Genomic DNA, 18491 nt, shown 5'->3' with positions numbered 1-18491 from the left:
CCGCGACGGCCGCACCTCCCGGCACGCCGCCCGCCCGAAACGCGTCCGGGTGCCCAAGGTGGGTTGGGCCGTCGCCGCGGCGGCCGTGGCCGTCACGGTGGCCGGGATCGGGTTGTGGCAGTGGGCGCCGTGGCAGGACGGCGACGGCGCGGAGCTGCCCGCGGGTGCCGTCGCGGAGATCGCGGCGACGGTGCCCGCCGACATCCGCGACACCGGACGCCTGGTCATCGGGGTGAACGTGCCGTACGCGCCGATGGAGTTCAAGAACGCCGACGGGCAGCTCGTCGGATTCGACGTGGAGCTGATGAACGCCGTGTCGAAGGTGCTCGGCCTGGTCCCCGACTACCGCGACACCCCGTTCGACACGATCCTGCCGTCGGTGGTCGACGGCACGTTCGACGTCGGGGTGTCCTCGGTGACCGACACCCGGGAACGCGAACAGCTCGTCGACTTCGTCACCTACTTCCAGGCCGGCACCCAGTGGGCCCGCAGACCGGGGGTGTCGCTCGGCCCGGCCGCCGCGTGCGGCCTGAGAGTCGGTGTGGCAGAAGGAACCCTGCAGGAGACCGAGGAACTGCCCGACAAGAGCGACCAGTGCACCGCCGCCGGGATGCCCCCGATCGAGATGGTGGTGTTCCGCAGCCAGGACGAGGTCACCACCGCGCTGATCAAGGGTGAGGTCGACGCGATGTCGGCCGATTCGCCGGTGACGGGGTTCGCGATCAAGCTCAGCCGTGGCGAGCTGGTCCCGGCCGGTGACGTGTTCGACTCGGCGCCGTACGGGTGGCCGGTGGTCAAGGGATCGGGTTTGGTGGAGTCGTTACGGCGGGCCCTGGAGCACCTGATCAAGACCGGCGAATACCGGGCCATCGCCACGATGTGGGGGGTCGAGCGCGGCATGATCGAGGTCCCGGCCGTCAACGGTGCGACCAGATAATGCGTCACACCGCCGTGTAAACGGCTTCCGGGCGGGTACGTCGGCAGTTCACGACGATCCCGAGGAGACGCCGATGAGCGACGACAAGGCTGCCCAGACCCGAAAAAGCTTCGCGGACTCCGTGAAGGGCAAGGCCAAAGAGGTGGCCGGTGCGGTCACCGGAAACGATTCGCTGACCGCCGAAGGCCAGCTGCAGCAGGCCGAGGCCAAGGAACGCCGCACGGCCAGCCGCACCGAGGCCGAGGCCGACGCGGAGGCCGCACAGGCCCGCGAGCGAGCCAGGGAGGCCGAGCTCGAAGGTGCACAGCAGCGTGCCGCGGCCGAGGTGCAGGCCGCGGCCGCCGAAAGCCAGGTCCGCAGCGAGCAGGCCGCACAGCGCCAGCGCGCCGAAGAGGCCGGCAGGCAGGACGTGGAACGCGCCCAGAGCGCATTCGACGCCCAGGCCGAGCAGCAGGCGCGCCAGGCCGCGGCCGAGCGGCGAGCCGAGGTCGCCGAAGCCGCCGGGGAGTATCAGGAGGCGGCCGCCGAGTACCAGCAGGAGACGGCCGAGGCCGTCGCCGCCGAGGCCCAGGCGGAGCGGCTCCGTGCCCGCGCCGAGGGCAACGACTGACCCGCAGACGACCTAGAGGAGATGACGATGAGGATCACCGACATTCCGTTCGCCGTACTGCGGTTCCAGTACCGGCTGGCGCGCACGCCGCTGCGGGTTCTGGAGAGCACGGTCATGACGCGGGTGGACGACGAGGCCCCCGCGAAGTTGTTCTACGAACGCGCGATCGGCGCGGTGGACGCCGGCGCCGGAAGCTTCCTGCGCGACAGCGAGCTGGAGCAGCAGGGCATCGTGCGGATCGAGAAGGCCGCGGCGCTCGGTGAGGCCGCCCGCCTTGAGGAGGTCGCCGCGCAGAAGAAGCAGCGGGCCGCCGAGGAACTGCAGGACAAGCAGGAGAAGGCCGTGACCGCGCCGCAACGGGCGGGCCAGGAGGCACGCCGCCGGGCGCAGGAGGCCCAGGCCAAGGCCGACCAGCGGACCCAGGACGTGGCCGAGAGCGTCGCGTCGCGCACCGCGCAGGCCAAGCAGAACGTCGACCGGGCGGCCGCCGAGAGAGTCGAGGCCGCGGAGAAGGCCAAGCGCAGCGCGCAGAACCGCAGCCGGGCCGCCGAGAAGGTGGTCACCTCGGCTGCGGACAAGGATCTCGACGACGCGGCAGCCAAACGCGGCGCCGCCGCGCAGGCGCGGGCTCATGCCGAGCGGCTCGACGATTTCGCCGAGACCGAGAAGGAGAAGCGGCAGGCAGCCCGGGAGAACCAGCTGTGACCGCATTGCCACCGGATCCAGATCCGAAGGACACCCCCGGCGTCGAGAGCGCCGGGGGTGTCCGCCCGGGCGACACACCACCGGACTCCGCGCAGACGCGCGCCACCGCCAACCCTGATCCGACGGCGGGGCGCAATCTGAATCCGCGGGCGGTGGTCACGTTCGTCGTGGTCGGACTTTTCGTGCTGCTGTTCGTGGCGACCGCGGTCTACCTGCTGGTCGACATCCTCGGCTGAGGCGAGTCGTTACTGCCCGCAGCGGTAGTCCAGGCACACGATGGTGCCGTCCTCGCGGCCGCTGATCGTGCAGTGGTCGGCCAGCGCGTGCATCAGCGCGACCCCGCGACCGCGGCGGTTGAGCAGGCGCTGAGGTGCGTGCGGCGGCGGCCGCCAGCACCCGTGGTCGGTGATGCACACGCTCAAGCAGTGGTTGCCGGGTTCGAAGTCGGCCCGCACCGTCATCGGGCCTGCCACGGGCTGGTCGGCGTAGGCGTGGTCGACGCAGTTCGCCAGAGCCTCGTTGACCGCCATCAGGATGTCGTTGCGCTGCAGATCGGAGATCCCACGCTCGCGCAGCCACTCACTGAACTGCGCGCGCAGCTGTGCGGCGTTGGTGGCTGTCGCAGCGCGGCTGACCGTCAGCTGTTCGGAGGTCTGTACCGTCAGCGGCGCTGTAGCAGTCATGAGTTTGGGCTACCCGACTTCCCGCGTCTCTAGTCCATCGCCGCGGAGATTCCCGCAGTCGTCACCGGACTGCGATGCTTGGCCTCCAGCGCGGTGCCCTCGATGTCGAGGTCGGGCACGTACTTGTCGAACCACTTGGAGCGCACCCACATCTTGTCGCCGAGCATCGCCATCACCGCCGGGATCAGGGTCAGTCGCACCACGAACGCGTCCAGGAACACGCCGACGGCCAGGGTCAGGCCGATGGACTTGATGATCGGGTCGCTGCCGGCCAGGAACGCGATGAACACGCCGAACATGATCAGCGCCGCGGCGGTCACCACCCGTGCCGAGAGGCCCACACCGCTGCGGACCGCGGCCAGCGCGGCCTCCGGACCCGAGCCGGTGCCCAGCTCCTCCTTGATGCGCGACACCACGAACACCTCGTAGTCGCTGGACAGGCCGAAGATGATGGCCAGCACGATGATCGGCAGAAAGCTGATGGTCTCGCCCGGGGTGATGCCGAGAAGGTCGGCGCCCCAACCCCATTGGAACACCGCCACCTGCACGCCGAGCGCGGCGAACACCGAGAGCAGGAAGCCCACGATCGAGGTCAGCGGCACCATCGCGGTCCGGAACGCGACGGCCAGCAGCAGGAACGCCAACCCGACGACCACGACGACGAACACCGGCAGCGCGGCGGCCAGTTTGGCGGAGGTGTCGATGTTGGAGGCGGTGTTGCCGCCGACGAGGATCGTCGCGCCGGTTTCGGCCTCGATCGCGTCGCGGTCGGCGCGGATCTGGTTGACCAGGTCGGCGGTCTCGGTGTCGTTGGGTCCGGACTGCGGGATCACCTGGATGACCGCGGTGCGGGCGTCACCGCCGGCGGGGGCGGCGGCGACGACGCCCGGCTCGCGGCTGAGGTTCGCAGCGATGGTCTGGGCCGCGGCGGGATCGGTCGCGCCGGACAGGTCGGCGACGATCAACAGTGGCCCGTTGAACCCCGGGCCGAGGTGCTCGGCGGTCAGGTCGTAGGCCTGCCGCGAGGTGTTGGTCTCGGGCTGCGAGGAGCCGCTGGGCAGGCCCAGCTGCATCGACAGGGCGGGCAACCCGATCACGATCAGCGCGACGGAGCCACCGAGCAGCAGCGGCTTGCGGAAGCGGACGACGAACCGGGCCCACGCCGCGCCGAGGGTCCGCTGCGGGGTGTAGGCCGCCACCTGGGCGACCTCCCTGGGACGGTTGGGCTGTAGCGGCGGTTCGATGAACTTGGCGACCTTGCCTCCGGCGAACCCGAACAGCGCGGGCAGCAGCGTCAGCGCGATCAGCATCGCGATGAGCACGGCGGCCGCCGCCGCGACACCCATGTAGGTCAGGAACGGGATGCCGACCACGGCCAGCCCGCACAGCGCGATCACCACGGTGAGCGCGGCGAACACCACCGAGCCGCCCGCCGTGCCCACGGCCAGTCCGGCGGCCTCTTCGCGGGGCATCAGCAGCAGCAGGTTGTTGCGGTACCGGTTGAGGATGAACAGCGCGTAGTCGATGCCGCAGGACAGGCCGAGCATCAGGGCCAGCGACAGCGACGCAGTGGGCATCTCGACGAACGCCGCGACCACGAAGATGCCCAGCGCGCCGATGCCGACGCCGATGGCGGCGGTCAGGATCGGCAGTCCGGCGGCGACGACCGCGCCGAACGTGATCACCAGGATCAGGAACGCCACGCCGAGGCCGATGATCTCGGGCAGATGCGGGACGGCGATCTTGTACCCGGGGAACACGGCACCGGAGTACTCGACCTGCACACCGGCGTCCTGCACCGGCTTCATCGCCTCCTCCAGCGCGGTGAGCGCGGGGTCGCTGACCTCGCCGATCGGGTCTTTCCACTGGACGGTGCCGAGCGCGGCGCGGCCGTCGGGGGAGACCTGCCGGGTCTGGGCGGGGCCGGCGGCACCGGCGACGTCGGGGATCTCGGACAGGCCGGCGACGGCCTGCTCGATGGCCGGCGCGAACGCCGGGTCGGTGACCGACCGTCCCTCCGGGGCGGCGAACGTGATCTGTGTCTGCGCCCCGGCGAACGCCGGCAGGTTCTGTTGCAGCTGCTCGACGGCGCGCTGCGATTCGGTGCCGGGGATGGTGAAGTTGTCGCCGGGTTCACCGCGGAACCCGACGAAGGCGACCGCGACCGCGGCGAGCAGTGCCAGCCAGGCGCCGAGGACGACCCACCGCCTGCGGAAACTGAAGGCTCCGAGCGCATAGAGATAGCGCGACATCGTGTTCCTCACGTCTGTTCACAACGGATGAAGCTGCCTGTAGGTGCCCGCTGTGCTGGGTGTTCACGCGCACATGACGTGTGATTTGTGCGACCGCTCCCCTCGGCCGGGGCTGCCGTATTCGCTGGTTCTCGTGCCCGCCGACCGGTTCGGCCTGAGGTGATGGCGACGGCAGTCCTGGTGCTCGGCGGATTCTGCTCCGGTCGCGCGGCGTTCCACCGCCACGGGACGCATCGAGGCGGGTCAGGGGCCTGATGGCGGTGCCCGGCACAGTGGACATGATCACCACTTCTTGTCCGGTCGGCCCTCGCGAATGAGGGAGGGCGTGTACTCTCGAGAGCAGGCCGAGTTCGCGGACGATGTGTCCGCCCTCACGATGTGACAGAAAAGCACTCGACCCGCGACGCGATTTTCTTCGCGCGGACAATGTGCGGGCACGCCCCGCACCACCCAAGGATTTTCATATGGATACGTCTGACTTGTTCTCGCATCGGCAGACTCCGCAGGCACAGCCGCAGGGCAACACCTCCGATGAGCGGGTGCAGAACCCCGTCTTCTCCGACCTCCAGCAGAACGGGCGCCCCACTGAATCGCGTTCGCAGTGAACGGGATTCCGCTCGCGCGGCGGGCGGCGAAGCCGATCCGGGTCACGCTGGCCAAAGAACTGGGCGTCGGAATCGACGGCGCGTGGTGGCCGCACTCGGCCGCGATGGCAAGGGAATTGCCTGATCTCATCGGGGCGCTGCACCCGCAGCTGGGCGAGGTTGTGGCCATCCGGGTGAACTGGTCGGCAACCGAGGGGCAACTCGACCTGGAGACCATCGCCAGCACGTCGCACCAGAAGATCGCCGGTGAGCACCACCGTCGGCCGCGTCTGATGAACATCGACGGCCGTACGGCGTGTGTGCAGTTGCTGGTGATACCGAGTATGACCTCGCAGGCGTTGGGCGCCATGATGTTACGCACCGCCGCGGGTTTGCCCACCGGGAGTGGGGTGAGCGACGGCCGACTGTTCGACACTGCGTGTGTCGTGATGCGTCTGGCCGAAGCCGAAAGTAAGAAGTGGAGCGAGGCCGTCGGTGCATGACGGTGCTTGATCCTGTTGTCGCACAAGCGCTTACGCGGCAATAAATGATAAAACTAGGCTGGCGCATCTTTACGTGCTAGCCTGATCATGGGTGTCTGTTCGACATTCGTACAAAGTGAGAGAAGAAATGTATGGCACAGGGAACTGTGAAATGGTTCAACGGCGATAAGGGCTTCGGCTTCATCGCTCCCGATGGCGGCGCACCGGATGTGTTCGTCCACTACTCGGAAATCGGCGGCAGCGGATACCGCTCACTCGACGAGAATCAGCGCGTCGAGTTCGAGGTGGAGCAAGGGAACAAGGGGCCTCAGGCCGTCCGAGTGACCGCGATCTAACAGACTTCAATACCGCAGTGTGGGCTGGCAGGATTTCCTGCCAGCCCACTCTCATTTGTGGGGGGCCTGACGGGGGCGGACGCCCGAACTGACTCGCCGGTAGTGACAATTTCGGCGAAGGGCTCCCGCGCGGCCGCCGAGCGAGGTAGACACGTACGTCATGGGGGCCGGATCGTATGTGGGTCGAGTCGGCGGGTTAGCGGTCGCGCTGGGGGTCGGAGCCGCGGTTCTGCTGGGCGCAGGGACCGCGCACGCCGAGGACGACAGCGGCGCGGAGACCAGGACGTCGCAGACCACCACCACCGAGGTGTCGCCGACAGCCCCGAAGGGCCACGAAAAAGCCTCGCTCACAGCGGATTCTGAGGATCAGCCGACCGCGGAGAGCGATGGGGCCCTCGATGAGGTTCTCGACGAGACCGTAGACGAGCCCGAGCCCGAGGCTGACGAGCCCGAGGCCGTCGACGGCGAAGAATCCCTCGGAACCGAGCCTGTCGAGACCGAGGCCGTAGAGACCGAGGCCGCCGAGACCGCGCCCGTCGAGACCGAGACCAGGGAACTTTCCGACGCGACCGTCCCCGCACTGCCGGCCACCGAGCCCGAGGCGCCCACCGCGCCGGTGCAGGCATCGTTGGTCATGTCAGTCCTGGGCTCCGGGCGCGAGGCCACCGACGAGGCGCCGCAGGCGGTCGGTGACCAGGTCACCACCAGCCAGGCCGCCGACGAATACCCCATCCCGACCGATGTCGTCGTCGAGGACTTCCGGCCCCCCTTCGAGTGGCTGCAGCACATCCCGCTGCTGGGCCGGTTCGTGATCACCCCGCTGGTGCACCTGGTGCATGCGTTGCCGTTTGTCGGGGAGTTCCTGCATCCGCTGATCGGCTGGCCGGTCGACCATGACGCCGCCCCGGGCGACCCGAAGCCGCGCACCGTGCGCGTGACGTCGTTCGACGGCGCGAAGATCTACGTGCACTTCATGCCGGCCACCGGCTTGAAGGCCGGGCAGAGCGCACCGACGGTGTTGTCCGGTCCGGGGCTCGGGCTGCCGGGGGCCACCACGCTGGGTATCGACATCGACGGGTTCCTGCCCAACGACGTCGTCGGGGTCGGGATGCTGCGCAAGGCCGGCTACAACGTCGTGACCTGGGACCCGCGCGGGGAGTGGCATTCCGAGGGCACCATGTTCCTCGACTCGCCCGACTACGAGGGCCGCGACATCTCCCACATCATCAGCTGGCTCTCGACGTTGGACGCAGTCGAGAAGGTCAACGGTGACCCGAAGATCGGCATGGTGGGCGCGTCCTACGGTGGCGGCATCCAATTGGCCGCTGCGGCAATCGATCGACGTATCGATGCGATCGTGCCGACGATCGCGTGGAACAACCTGGTGGACGTGCTGTTCCCGCGGCAGGCGGTCAACAGTGGCTGGGGCACGCTGCTGCCGACCGTGCTGGCGTTGACGCTGGCCCGCGAGCATCCTCGGATCTTCCCGGTGGCAATTGCCGGTGTGCTGTTCGGCTACGCAGACCCGGCCGACATCGCGTTGGTGGAGAGCTTCGGCTATCAGGATCAGTTGGCGGACATCAAGATTCCGACACTGCTGATCCAGGGCACCGTGGACACCTTGTTCACACTGGATCAGGCGCACCGCAACGCGATGGAGCTGATCGCCAACGGCACCACGACGAAGGTGCTGTGGTACTGCGGCGGTCACGGTGCCTGTCTGAGCAGCTTCAACGACGGCCGCAAGGTGTGGGGCGAGACCCTGCAGTGGCTGGACCGCTACGTCAAGGGTGACGAATCCGTCGATCCCGGACCGCAATTCGAGTGGGTGGACCAGCGCGGACAGTGGTACTCGTCGCCGACATACCCGGTGGGATCCACCGGTGCGCCGGTCGTGGCGTCCAGCACGGACTCCACGACGCTGCCGTTCGTGCCGTTCATCGGCGGATCGGGCCCGAATCCGGCGATCCTGCTGCGCGGGTTGGTGCGCACCCTGGTCGGGTTGCCCTCAGCGGCCCCGGCGTTGAACGCGGCCAACCTGCACGTGCCGGACGTCACCGAGGACACCCACATCGTGGGCGCACCGGAGTTGACGCTGACCTACTCGGGGACGGGCACGGCCAGGCATGTCTACGCGCAGATCGTCGATGACGCAACAGGTTTGGTGCTGGGCAATCTGGCGACTCCGATCCCGGTCGAGCTGGATGGGCAGTCGCGCACGGTGACGGTCTCGCTGGAGCAGGTCGCCCACACGCTGAGGCCGGGGCAGTCGGTGACCGTGCAGGTGGTCACCTCGACGTTCTCGTTCCTGAACTTCTACTCGTGGGGACGGGTCACAGTGGAGGGCATGTCCGTCCGGTTGCCCACGGTGGTGGCTGCCGCCGAACTGGACGCCGTGGCCGCGGCGTAGCTCGGCGCCGTTGCTGATTGGTATTCCCGAGGCGGCGGCCGGCGTACAGTGGAGCTATCGGCGGAATGTCGTACGCGGCTATCTACAGATCGCGTCGTCGCCGCATCAAATCGGGTCAGCACGCGGGCCCAGTCGGGATGCCACATGGCACAACAGGACAGGGGCGCCGGCTTCGGCCAGCCCCACAACGGACCCGAGAACACCCCGCGGTTGCGTCTCAAGCGCAAGGCCCCTAGCACCGGATACGTCGACGGAGCCTGGTGGCCGCACAGTGACGATCTCGCCGCGGAACTACCGGATCTGCTGGCGGTGCTGTCCGTACGGCTGGGCGCCGTCTCGCGGGTGACCTATAACCGCTCCGAATGGGCGGTCCCTCCGCGCAAGCTGGTCGTGGACAATCAGCTGATCAAGCTGGACGGCTATGACCGCCAGCCGGCAAGCACAGTCGGAGTGGTCGACTCGCGCGGCGCCTCGATCGTTCTGCTCGTCGTCGCGCCGCAAACAAACAGTGATCGCGCGCACGAGGTCATGATGACCGCCGCCGATCCGGACGACGCCACCACGGTGGGGCTGCTCCTCGCGTCGGGTAACTGAGTCGGTGACAGCTGAGCATGCGCGAGACGGCTTGGTAGCCAATGACTCCAGACGATCTGTTCCGTTGGCGTGAGTGCCGCCCGGTTGGCCGAGTCTGACGCCCGGACGCTCTACCTCCAGACGCCGACGACCCCTGCGTACACGGTGTCGGTAGTCGTACTGGAGCCATCCCCTGGTATCGACCACGCAGTACTGCGCGGGATCGTCGCCGTGGGCCTGCCGCGGCTACCCCGGTTCCGGGGCCGGCTGGTGGACAAGCCCCTGGGGATCGGGCTGCCGGTGTGGGCCGACATCGAGGGCTACGACGCGCACGCTCACGTCCACAGCGCGAGCGTGCCCGCGCCGGGAGGACAACGCGAACTCGCCGAACTGGTCGGCCGATTGGCCGCAGCCGCCCAGCATGAGTCCAAGTCGTTGTGGCAAGCCTGGACAATCGACGGTCTGGCCGAAGGTCGTTGGGCGGTTGCGGTGATGACCTCACCGGCACTGGGGACCGCGCCGGTGACGGACCTGCTGCTCTCCGCCGAACCACATCCTGCGGGTCACCCAACCGTTGGGGCAGGGTTTGGGCCTGCACCGTCGGTCGGCGGGCTCGTCGCGGACGCCGTGACCGAGATGGTCCAAGGACAGATGGCCGGGGCGCGGATCCTGCTCGGCGGGGTGTCGCAGGCCTGGCGCGCGGCCCGTCAACTCGGGTACGGACCGACGGAGTCGGCGACGGACACCACCGCGGTTGCATCCATGCGTGGACCTGTGCCGGCCACGGTGTTCGGCGCCCCGCTGTCCGCGCGGAGGTCGATGCGGCTGGCCTCGGTGCGGCTCGACGACGTGGAGGCGGTCAGTGACGCGTTCGGCTGCAACACCGCCACCGTCGTGCTGACCGCGCTCACACTTTCGCTGCGGGCATGGCTGGGCCGGCACGACACCGTGCCTGCCCACCCCCTGTTGTTCGAAGTGCCCGTCTCGTCGCCGTCGGGCGATCCCGCGGACGGGCGGAACGCATCGGCGATCGGACAGATCCGGTCGCCGGTACAGCTCGACGACCCCGTGCAGATCCTTACCAACCTGCACACCGCCACCGAGAGACTGAACATCGCCAATCACTTCGACCCCGAAATCGGCGCCCCGGCAGGCGATCTCGACTCCCTGATGATGCTGCTACCGCCGTGGGCCATGCGGTGGGCGATGGCGCTGGGCGCCGAGGTCGGACAGGCGGCGTGGCATACACCGACAGGTCACTGCTCGGTGTCTTTCGTATCCGCACCGCACGGCTACTGCGGCGCGGCCAGAGTCGCAGCCAGCTATACCAGCGCACCGCTGGCGCATAGCCGGGGCCTGAGCCTCACGGTCACCACCGGAACCGACATCATGGATGTCTGCGTCACGGCCTGCCCTGACAATGTTGCTGCAATCGGGGAGATATCCGAAGGAATCGTCGACGCCGTCGGCGTCCTGACCGCGGCGGCGATGCGGTCACCTCGTGGCGAGGGCCGATCGGTGGTCACCGAGATGAACTCCTACAGCCGCAGGCGGCTGTAGAGGTCAGCGCTTCTTGGCGTCCTGGATGGAATCGGCGGCCGAGGTCTTCGCCGCGGACTTCGCGTGCTTGTCCGCGCGCTTTTCCTTGAGGGATTTGCCGGACTTCTTCGCCATCGCCTGACGAGGAGATTTATCGGACATGGTTGGCCCTTCATCAGAGGCCCTGAGTGGTCCCGATAGTCCGACCCTACTCCAGTCAGGGGGTGCCATCGGGTGTAGCCTCGGAATATTGGGAACCCAGCCGGTCTGGGAGGTCCAGCCGACTTCTGCTGATCTCGACGAGCAACCGCTCACGCCGCCGCGCCGGAACCACCGTTACGTCTGGATTGTTTTGAACGCTCTGTCGGCCTTTGATTCTCTGCACCCGCCGTCGGGGCGAACGATGTCCGGCAAGACCCGGTTCGGCATCCTCGGCGCCTACCCTCCCACGCCGGGCGGTCTGGCCAACTTCAGCGCGTCGCTGTCGGACGCGTTGCGCGCCCGCGGGTCCGAAGTGGACGTGGTCCGGGTCGCCGACGACGCACCGTCGACCGGCGCCGGGGTGGTCGGCGAGCTGGTCAACGGCTCCGCCGACTCGGCCGCCAACTGCGTGGAACTGCTCAACCAGGCCGATGTCGCGGTGGTCCAACACGAGTACGGGTTCTACGGTGGGACGCACGGCGACGACCTGCTCGAGATCATCGACCGCCTCCGGGTTCCGGCGGTGGCGGTGGCCCACACCATTCTGAAAAACCCTGCTCCCCATCAGCGTTGGGTGATGGAGCGGGTGGCCGCAATGACCGCGAAGATCGTGGTGATGTCCCGCGCGGCCCAGGAACGCTTGTGCGGTGAGTACGGCGTGGACCGCCACAAGGTCGTCGTGATCCCGCACGGCGCGGTTCTGCCCAAGGGGCCCAGGGCCAAACGCGGCAGCCGGCCGATCATTCTGACGTTCGGCATGATGGGCCCGGGCAAAGGCGTCGAGCGCGTCATCGACGTGATGGCCTCGCTGCAGAGCGTGGCCGGTCGTCCCCGGTACCTGGTGGCGGGAAAGACGCGTCCGGAGGTGCTGGCCCGCGACGGTGAAGCCTACCGCGAGGCCCTGCTCGAACAGGCCCGCCGCAATGGTGTCGCGGACTCGGTGTCCTTCGACGACCGCTACCTGGACCGGGCATCGTTGGCAGCGCTTCTGCAGTCCGCCGCGGTCATCGTGCTGCCCTACGACTCCACCGACCAGGTGACCTCCGCGGCCCTGGTCGACGCCATCGCCAGCGGTAGACCCATTGTCGCCACCGCGTTCCCGCACGCGGTGGAGATGCTGCGCGACGGCGCGGGCATCCTCGTCCCCCACGACGACCCCGACGCGATGGCCGCCGCGCTGCGGAGCGTGCTGACACAGCCGCGGCTGGCCGGGACGATGGCCGCCGAGGCGCGGCAACTGGCGCCGTCAATGGCGTGGCCGTTGGTGGCCGACGGCTACGCGCAGCTCGCCACCCGTCTGCTGGCGGAGCGTCGGGCCAGGGTCTGACCTGGCCGGGATCGCGACTGAAAGCTGTTCTTTCCAGCGACTTCTGGTCCGCTGTCCGGGGGCCGACGGCGTCCGCGGTCCGGCGTTGACGCATAAGCTGGTCCTCACTAGGCTAAGGGACGCCGACGCGCTGCGGCCACCTATCGGGTGCCGCATGTGGTCCGCAATCACTCGGGTTCGTCGCACAGCCCGGCTGCACCACCCACCACGAAGGACCGTAGGAGATCTCATTGGCAATCGCCGATCTCGCTGCGTACGCGCATCTGAGCGGAGAGGATATTGAGGCCCTCGGGCAGGAGCTCGACGAAGTTCGCCGCGATATCGAGGGGTCACTGGGCGAACGCGATGCGGCCTACATCAGGAACACCATCCGGTTCCAGCGTGCCCTCGAGGTAGCCGCGCGAGCGCTGGTGGCCTGCAGTCGCTCCCGCACCGGCTGGATTGCCGGCACCGCTGCGCTGGCCGCCGCCAAGAGCGTGGAGAACATGGAGATCGGGCACAACGTGTGCCACGGCCAGTGGGACTGGATGAACGATCCCGAGATCCACTCCACGACGTGGGAGTGGGACATGGTCGCGGTCTCCGCGCAGTGGAGGTACTCGCACAACTACCGCCACCACGTGATGACCAACATCGTCGGCGTCGACGACGACCTCGGGTTCGGCATCATGCGGGTGTCCCGAGACGAGCCGTGGCAGCCCGTCCACCTGATGCAGCCGCTGCGGAATGTGTTGTTGGCGGTGATCTTTGAGTGGGGCATCGCGCTGCACGGCGTGCACTCCGAGCGTGATCGCGTGCTGCCGGACACCGTCCGGTTGGCCGAGGTCAGAGCGACGCTGGTGCGCAAGATTGCCCGGCAGGTGGTCAAAGACTATGTGATCTTCCCGGCGATGAGCCTGACCCGCTGGCGCAGGGCGCTACTGGCCAACGTGGTGGCCAACCTCGCGCGGAACCTGTGGGCCTATGTGGTGATCTTCTGTGGCCATTTCCCTGACGGCGCCGAGAAATTCGCACCGAATGTCATCGAGCAGGAGACCAAGGGGGAATGGTATCTCCGGCAGATCCTCGGTGCCGCGAACTTCAACGCGGGCCGCCTGCTGGCGTTCGCCAGCGGCAATCTCTGCTACCAGATCGAGCATCACCTGTTTCCCGATCTGCCGAGCAACCGCTATGCCGAGATCGCGGTCCGGGTACGGGCAATCTGCGACAAGTACGACCTGCCGTACACCACGGGTCCATTTGTGCGGCAGTACTTTCTGACGCTACGCACCATTCACAAGTTGGCGTTGCCCGACTGGCTCCTCACCGCCACGAGCGACGACGCACCGGAGACCGCTTCGGAGAAGAAGTTCGCCGGTGGGTCCCGTTCCGGCAGTGGACTGCGGGCTGCACTGCGCAGAAACGCCCGCCGGCGGCGGCAAGCCGCCTGACCTTGCCGGCCGCGACGGCAGGAATTGCCGTAGCCGCTCGACCGGGGCGACAACAGCGTAGGGTTGACAGGTATCGGGCAGCTCGATTGCGAGTGAATTCGCCTGACGTCAAAAGGAAATCACATTGGCTTCGCCACAATCATTCCGGACTCCCTACGACAGGCGCGTCGAGCTGGTCTCGCACGCCATCAAGGACAACTCCAAACTCAGCGGCACCGCGGCGGAGGAACTGGCAGTGCACGTCCTGCACGCGCTGAATTCGATACCGGAGACGATGCGGTGACCGGCCGGGTCCGGCACTGACCTGACGCCGCGCCCGCCGCCCCGGTGGGGCATTCGCTCAGGAAAGGTCCAAGCATGTGCGACGTTCGACGACGATCGGCCTCGGGTTAGGCCCGGGTGCGTTTGCGTTGAACGCGTCTATCGCCGAGCAATTACTCGAAGCCGTCAGCGGTTGCCGTGGAGTCGACGCGGCCGACCGGCTGTGTGAGGCGTGCGTGACGCTCCTCGACGTCGACGCGGCAGCGATCTCGTTGGTGTTCGACGGCGTCAACACCGGCACGCTCGGATCGAGCGGTACACGGGCCCGGGAGTACGACGAGTTGCAGTTCACCGTCGGGGAGGGGCCGTGCCTGGACTCGGTGACCAAACGGTCCCCGGTGCTGGTGGAGGATCTCGGCAACACCGCAGGGCGGCGCTGGCCGATCTACGGGCCGGCGATGCTTGATATGCAGATCCGCGGCGTCTGCGCCATGCCCGTCGTGGTGGCCGGCGAATATATCGGCGCGCTGGGTCTGTTCCGGGCCGAACCCGGCCACCTGACCGCGGCGCAACTGGGCGGCGCGGCCGCCGCGGCCGAGTTGGCCGGTGTTCCGCTACTGGATCTGCTCGACGTCGACATGCAGGCCGCGGCCAGCGATCCCGGTAGTAGCGCCTGGGCAGAGCTCAACGCGCTCTCCCGCGCCGACGTCAGCCAGGCCACCGGCATGCTCGTCGCCCAGCTGGGAGTCGAGCCGGCGGAGGCACTGGTTCGGCTACGCGCCTGCGCCTATGCGAGCTGCCGGGCGGTCACTGAGGTCGCCCGCGACATTCTCGAGCGCACACTGAAGTTGGAGGCCGACTGATGGACCTCCGCGGACCCCAGCGAGGAGGGCCTCGTGACTGAGAACGCGCGAGAAACGCAGGTGCTGGACGCGGTGGCGTCCGTCGTGGATCGTCTGCTCCTCGATTTCGATGTGGTGGACCTGCTCACCGAGCTGACTGAACGCTGCGCCGAACTGCTCGATGTGGCGGCGGCCGGATTTCTGTTCGCCGATTCGTTCGGCAAGCTCAATCTGATGGCGGCGACGTCCGAGCAGGCCCGGGAGCTGGAGCTGTTCCAGCTGCAGGCTCACGAGGGCCCGTGCCTGGATTCTTATGCCTCGGGTGAACCGGTTTCCGTGGCCGATCTGCAGGTTGCTTCCGGCCGGTGGCCGAAGTTCGTTCCTGCCGCGCTCAATGGTGGGTTCGCTTCGGTGCATGCGGTGCCGATGCGGGCGGCCGGCGAAACCCTGGGCGCCCTGGGCCTGTTCGGCGCAACTCCCGGCGAGCTCACCGACGGTGATCGGCTGATCGCCCAGACGCTGGGCCACATCGCATGTGTGGCGATCCTGCAGGAGCGGGCGCCGACAACGGCGACGATAATCCCGCAGCTGCGTAACGCCTTCGCCAACCGCATCGTGGTGGAGCAGGCGAAGGGCTTCCTGCGGGAACTCCTCGACATCTCCGTCGAGGATGCATTCAAAGTTCTGCGTGGTTATTCGCGGGCCAACGGCCAACACCTGACCGACGTGGCGCGCCGGTTGATGACCGACCGCCATTCCCGCCCCGTGCTGGTCGCCGCCATCCTCGCCTTCGCCGGCGAGGCCGACAGTTAACGGCCGTTCCTGGCCCGGGCGCGGCGCACGGCCTCGTTCACCAGCTGCTCGGCCACGACGACGAGTTTGACGTTGTCGGCCTGGCTCAGCCGCTTGAGCCGGTCGAACGCTTCCTCCGCGGTCGCGCCCGAGCGGCTACGGAGGATCCCGATGGCTTGGTCGATCACCGCGCGGCTCCCCAACGCCCGTTGCAGACGTTCGGTCCGCTCCCGCGCGCCGGCGAGCAGCTGCGCGTTGTACACCGACACCGCGGCCGACGCGGCGAAGCGCGAACCCAACTCCACGGCATGGTCACCGAACGCGTCGCGGGCACGGGCATAGGAGTTGATCGCGCCCACCACCGTCTTGTCGACGACCAAGGGCAGCGATAGCGCCGAGTGCACCCCCATCCGCGCCACCCTGCCGCCGAAGTGTCGCCAGCGGTCGTCACTACCGAGCGAGCCGCTGACGGCGGCCCGGCCGGTCTGCATCGCGGTGATGCAGGGCCCCTCGTGCAGGATTTCGTACTGGACACCGTCGATCTCGGCGACGAAGTCCGCCGTGGCCGAGAACATCTGGATCTGTGGTCCATCGAGTTCCGACTGCAGCAACGCGATGCTCACCCCGTCGACGCCGGGAATGGCGTGCGCGGCGAACTCGGCGACGTCGCTCAGCAGTTGCTCGACGGGGCGGGCGTCGGCGACGAGTCCCGCGACGCCGGTCAGTCCCGCGCGCAGGTCCATCTCGTCGGCTTCGCGCTGCGTAGCCGACAGATCTGACGGGGTGGCCCGGCCGGGCTGTGCGTCGAAATCAGCCATCTATGTTGGTGGAGGGTACTCGCTTCAGCTCACCAGCGAGAGCGCATGCGCGCGCCGCAGCTTGCCCGACGGTGTCTTCGGGATCGTGCCGGGCGCCAGCACCACCACGTTGCGCGGCCGGACGTCGACCTCGGCGAACACCTCGTGGGCGACCTGCCGTTCGACACGTCGCACCTGTGTTTCGTTGGCATAGTCCTTGCATTCGACAGCAACTGCGAACGTCTCGCGTGAGCGGCCCGCGTCCAGTCGCACCGCGACGGCGCACCCGGGCCGTACCCCGTCGACGCGGCCGGCGGCCCGTTCGATGTCGGTGGGGTAGATGTTGCGGCCGGCCATGATGATGACGTCCTTGAGGCGACCGCACACCACGACGTTGCCGTACTCGGTGAGGTAGCCGATGTCGCCGGTGTCGTACCAGCCGCGTTCATCCTGGGCGGCGATGAATCCGGCGACCGTGGTGTACCCCCTGGTGACCGGTTCCCCCCGCACCTCGATGACGCCCACACCGCGGGCGGGCAGCTCGGCGCCGTCCTCGTCGACGACACGAAGCTCCAGCCCGTGCAGGGGCCGGCCCAGGCTCACCAGGCGGCGGGTGTGGCCCTTGGTCGCCGGTACCGCGCGGTGCAGGACAGCGAGCAGGTCGGCGTCCACCTCGTCGACGACCATGCCCCCCCCGCATGCGGAGAACGACACCGCGACGGTGGTTTCGGCCATGCCGTAGGCGGGGATGACGGCCCCGGGGTCGAGGCCGAAGGGGGCGCCGGCGGCGCAGAGATCCTCCACATCGTCAGGGTCGACCTGCTCGGCGCCCGACAGCGCCCACCGCAGCGAGGACAGGTCGAATTCCCCGGGGGTGGCCTGCCGGCGCAGCCGCCGCGCCAGCAGGTTGTACGCGAAGTTCGGCGCGGCGGTCATCGTACCGCGGTACTTGTGAATCAGCCTGGGCCACAACAGGATATCGTTGAGAAAATCCATCGGGGTGGCCTTGACCAGTTCGGCCCCGAAGTACATCGGCACCGTCAGATAACCGGTCATGCCCATGTCGTGGAAGCAGGGCAGCCAGCTGACGATCACGTCGGTGTCGATGTCGAAGTCGCAGCCCGTGGTCATCGCGTCGGCGTTGGCGACGATGTTGGCGTGGGTGATCTGGACGGCCTTGGGGGAACCGGTGGAGCCGCTGGTCAACTGCATCAGCGCGATGTCGTCGTCGTCGGTGTCGACGGGGTCGATCGGATCGGCGGCGAGCAGGTCGGCGATGGTCAGCACGGTCATGCCCGAGCCTGACAGCACGGGGGCGGCGGCCATGAACGGATCAGAGATGACGACGGCCTTCGCGGCGATCATCGTGATGACGGCGGTGGTCTCCTCGGCCCAGCGCACCAGGTCGGTGCGAGGGGTGGGTTGATGCAGCATGGTCACGCTGGCTCCCCGCATCCAGACGCCCTGGGCGGCCGGGGCGATCTCCACGGGAGCGCCGGCCAGCATCGCCACCGCGTCCCCGGGACCGACGCCAGCGGCAGCCAGACCGCCGGCGATTCTGCGGGCACGCTGGTGGACCTCCTCCCAGGAATGCCGCACCGGCGAGTGCGGCTCGCCGGTGTTGAAGCCCTTGGTGCTGCGGTGGGCGTTGGCGTACATGGTTTCGGTGAATCGGCTCATAGGCAGCCCTTTATCGCAGTAGCGCGCACG

The 18491-nt window shown here is 68.2% G+C and carries 20 protein-coding genes; 15 read left to right on the top strand and 5 right to left on the bottom strand.

The genetic code is table 11. From position 1 onward, the window contains the following. From MVA01S_RS13550 to MVA01S_RS13535, 4 genes are all read left to right on the top strand, one after another. Positions 1-937, top strand: a 937-nt coding sequence (locus MVA01S_RS13550) for an ABC transporter substrate-binding protein (protein WP_159426322.1), incomplete at its 5' end; no start/stop codon positions are given. Positions 938-1010: 73 nt separating this feature from the next. Further along, positions 1011-1547, top strand: a complete 537-nt coding sequence (locus MVA01S_RS13545; RefSeq protein ID WP_003929866.1) for a CsbD family protein — start codon at positions 1011-1013, stop codon at positions 1545-1547. A 27-nt stretch (positions 1548-1574) separates the two neighbouring features. Beyond that, the gene (locus tag MVA01S_RS13540) at positions 1575-2252 is read left to right on the top strand and encodes a hypothetical protein (protein ID WP_040540874.1); all 678 of its coding nucleotides are present in this window, start codon (positions 1575-1577) and stop codon (positions 2250-2252) included. Next, on the top strand, positions 2249-2488 hold the full coding sequence (locus tag MVA01S_RS13535) for a DUF6480 family protein (RefSeq protein WP_003929864.1): 240 nt from the start codon (positions 2249-2251) through the stop codon (positions 2486-2488). Before MVA01S_RS13540 ends, MVA01S_RS13535 begins: the two co-directional genes overlap by 4 nt. 9 nt (positions 2489-2497) lie before the next feature. Here MVA01S_RS13535 and MVA01S_RS13530 read toward each other — a convergent pair whose 3' ends face one another. Next, positions 2498-2935 carry an ATP-binding protein gene (locus MVA01S_RS13530; protein WP_003929863.1) on the bottom strand — a complete coding sequence of 146 codons (438 nt, stop codon included), beginning with the start codon at positions 2933-2935 and terminating at the stop codon, positions 2498-2500. A 29-nt stretch (positions 2936-2964) separates the two neighbouring features. Then, positions 2965-5187, bottom strand: a complete 2223-nt coding sequence (locus tag MVA01S_RS13525) for an MMPL family transporter (protein ID WP_003929862.1) — start codon at positions 5185-5187, stop codon at positions 2965-2967. A gap of 464 nt (positions 5188-5651) precedes the next feature. On the opposite strand from MVA01S_RS13525, the gene MVA01S_RS31510 reads away from it, so the two are divergent. The 6 genes from MVA01S_RS31510 (at position 5652) to MVA01S_RS13500 (ending at position 11152) form a co-directional block, all read left to right on the top strand. Beyond that, the gene (locus MVA01S_RS31510; RefSeq protein WP_003929861.1) at positions 5652-5792 is read left to right on the top strand and encodes a hypothetical protein; all 141 of its coding nucleotides are present in this window, start codon (positions 5652-5654) and stop codon (positions 5790-5792) included. Further along, a complete protein-coding gene (locus tag MVA01S_RS13520) occupies positions 5789-6274 on the top strand; it encodes a DUF5994 family protein (RefSeq protein ID WP_003929860.1) in 486 nt (161 codons plus the stop codon). The genes MVA01S_RS31510 and MVA01S_RS13520 overlap by 4 nt, the downstream gene beginning before the upstream one ends. Before the next feature lie 131 nt (positions 6275-6405). Then, complete coding sequence (locus MVA01S_RS13515) at positions 6406-6609, top strand: cold-shock protein (RefSeq protein ID WP_003929859.1); 204 nt, start codon at positions 6406-6408, stop codon at positions 6607-6609. Between the two features lie 160 nt (positions 6610-6769). Continuing rightward, the gene (locus MVA01S_RS13510) at positions 6770-9019 is read left to right on the top strand and encodes a CocE/NonD family hydrolase (protein ID WP_003929858.1); all 2250 of its coding nucleotides are present in this window, start codon (positions 6770-6772) and stop codon (positions 9017-9019) included. A gap of 144 nt (positions 9020-9163) precedes the next feature. Continuing rightward, positions 9164-9613, top strand: coding sequence for a DUF5994 family protein (locus tag MVA01S_RS13505; protein ID WP_003929857.1), 450 nt, complete (start codon positions 9164-9166; stop codon positions 9611-9613). A 69-nt stretch (positions 9614-9682) separates the two neighbouring features. Continuing rightward, entirely contained in the window at positions 9683-11152 is a 1470-nt protein-coding gene (locus MVA01S_RS13500; protein WP_003929856.1) for a wax ester/triacylglycerol synthase domain-containing protein, read from the top strand. Positions 11153-11155: 3 nt separating this feature from the next. On the opposite strand, the gene MVA01S_RS31505 is transcribed toward MVA01S_RS13500, so the two are convergent. Next, positions 11156-11293, bottom strand: coding sequence for a hypothetical protein (locus tag MVA01S_RS31505; RefSeq protein ID WP_086006031.1), 138 nt, complete (start codon positions 11291-11293; stop codon positions 11156-11158). Between the two features lie 241 nt (positions 11294-11534). Here MVA01S_RS31505 and MVA01S_RS13495 point away from each other — a divergent pair, with 241 nt between their 5' ends. The 5 genes from MVA01S_RS13495 (at position 11535) to MVA01S_RS13480 (ending at position 16005) form a co-directional block, all read left to right on the top strand. Continuing rightward, positions 11535-12659: a glycosyltransferase gene (locus MVA01S_RS13495; RefSeq protein ID WP_003929854.1), complete on the top strand. Its 1125-nt coding sequence runs from the start codon at positions 11535-11537 to the stop codon at positions 12657-12659. Between the two features lie 230 nt (positions 12660-12889). Continuing rightward, positions 12890-14089, top strand: coding sequence for a fatty acid desaturase family protein (locus MVA01S_RS13490; protein WP_003929853.1), 1200 nt, complete (start codon positions 12890-12892; stop codon positions 14087-14089). A gap of 124 nt (positions 14090-14213) precedes the next feature. Next, the gene (locus tag MVA01S_RS31500; RefSeq protein WP_003929852.1) at positions 14214-14372 is read left to right on the top strand and encodes a DUF6307 family protein; all 159 of its coding nucleotides are present in this window, start codon (positions 14214-14216) and stop codon (positions 14370-14372) included. Between the two features lie 127 nt (positions 14373-14499). Then, entirely contained in the window at positions 14500-15213 is a 714-nt protein-coding gene (locus tag MVA01S_RS13485) for a GAF and ANTAR domain-containing protein (RefSeq protein WP_040540751.1), read from the top strand. A 33-nt stretch (positions 15214-15246) separates the two neighbouring features. Next, positions 15247-16005 carry a GAF and ANTAR domain-containing protein gene (locus MVA01S_RS13480; RefSeq protein ID WP_003929850.1) on the top strand — a complete coding sequence of 253 codons (759 nt, stop codon included), beginning with the start codon at positions 15247-15249 and terminating at the stop codon, positions 16003-16005. Here MVA01S_RS13480 and MVA01S_RS13475 read toward each other — a convergent pair. Together MVA01S_RS13475 and MVA01S_RS13470 are read right to left on the bottom strand one after the other, a co-directional pair. Beyond that, positions 16002-16802, bottom strand: coding sequence for a GAF and ANTAR domain-containing protein (locus tag MVA01S_RS13475; protein ID WP_003929849.1), 801 nt, complete (start codon positions 16800-16802; stop codon positions 16002-16004). The genes MVA01S_RS13480 and MVA01S_RS13475 overlap by 4 nt on opposite strands. Before the next feature lie 24 nt (positions 16803-16826). Further along, positions 16827-18461, bottom strand: coding sequence for a fatty acyl-AMP ligase (locus tag MVA01S_RS13470; RefSeq protein WP_060941612.1), 1635 nt, complete (start codon positions 18459-18461; stop codon positions 16827-16829). Positions 18462-18491: the final 30 nt, after the last annotated feature.

It is taken from the genome of Mycolicibacterium vaccae NBRC 14118 = CIP 105934 (genome assembly GCF_001552715.1).
Taxonomy (GTDB): Bacteria; Actinomycetota; Actinomycetes; order Mycobacteriales; family Mycobacteriaceae; genus Mycobacterium; species Mycobacterium vaccae.
Note: the sequence above shows the minus strand (reverse complement) of the source record. Positions and strands in the feature narration are given on the sequence as shown.